The 1,249-nt window shown below is 47.4% G+C and carries 1 pseudogene; it reads left to right on the top strand.

Going from position 1 to position 1,249, the window contains the following annotated elements:
* A pseudogene (locus AB4589_RS24650) lies at positions 1 to 1,249 on the top strand (conjugative transfer relaxase/helicase TraI); the annotation flags it as partial.

Raw genomic sequence — 1,249 nt, 5'->3', positions numbered from 1 at the left:
ACATCCGTGTCGGTTTGATGAAACAGAGTGAGTTAGGCAAAGAGAACGTCGTCGCAACCCGGCTACGCTCAATCGGCGCCACGGGTGAAGAGCTCACTACCATGATGCCGTATCAAAAAGGCTTGATATTGAGCACCAGACCCGGTGAGTACGCGACAATCACTCACGTTGACTCAGAGCATGGCGTGGTGACACTTCAAGACGCAGCGACAGGTAAGACTAGGCCATTCTTACCGCGCAACCGTGACCACCGCTTCACCACCCTGTTCTCTACGTCAGAAAAACCACTCTCAACGGGCGATAAAATCATCACCCGTTTTACCGATAAAGAGCGCAGTATCAAAGCCAACGTGGAGTACCGCATCACGCAAGCGACTACAGACCGTGTTATCGCTCAATCTAAGACAGGACAAACACTCAACCTTAACCCTAATGCGCTTAAAGACGGGCACTGGGACTACGCTTACAGTCGAACCGCAGACATGGCGCAAGGGTCCACCTATCAACACGTCATTAGCGCGATACAAAGCAAAGGCGCACTGACCAACTTAAGACGCGCCGGTATCGATGTGACTCGTGCCAGTCAGCACATTCGGCTCTATACCGACAACACAAAACAATTGGTCAAAAGCTGGCTTTCTAAAGAGAGCCATAAAGCCAGTGCGATAGAAACCCTCAACCAAATTCCACCCAAAGACACCACCTACTTTAACCGTAATGCACTCCCTCATGAGGACGTCCGGTTCCAAAATAAAAGCGGTGACTTTGACTACAACACATTTAGGGAGCACATCAATACGCAGCTACCAAAATACACCGAAAGCCTCGCCATTCAGTTATTAGGCCAGCCGAATCAATCCAAATCAGACCGGGATTATTTAACCTTTGGTATTGGAAAATCGGCCATTAAAGTCACCTTAACTGGAGAGCATCGCGGGTATTTCAAAGACTACACCACAGGCGAAAAAGGCGCATTGATTAACCTAATCATGAGTCATAAGGAAATGAATTATAAAGCCGCGATGAATGAAGCGCACAAGATGATCAACGAACCGGAAAAATATCAACTGGAGGAAAACAGTAAACACGACAAATTACTGAGCACCACCCCAAGGCATATTGCGCAGTTTGAAGAACGGGCTAAGGATTATATCAATCAAAGCTTACCGATGGATAACACACTGGCCCAAACGTACTTAAACAAGCTCGGTGTCAATAACATTGAAAATAACCAGGTTAAGTTCCACCC

Source organism: Vibrio sp. 10N.222.49.A3 (assembly GCF_041475145.1).
Lineage (GTDB): Bacteria > Pseudomonadota > Gammaproteobacteria > Enterobacterales > Vibrionaceae > Vibrio > Vibrio tasmaniensis_A.
Note: the sequence above shows the minus strand (reverse complement) of the source record. Positions and strands in the feature narration are given on the sequence as shown.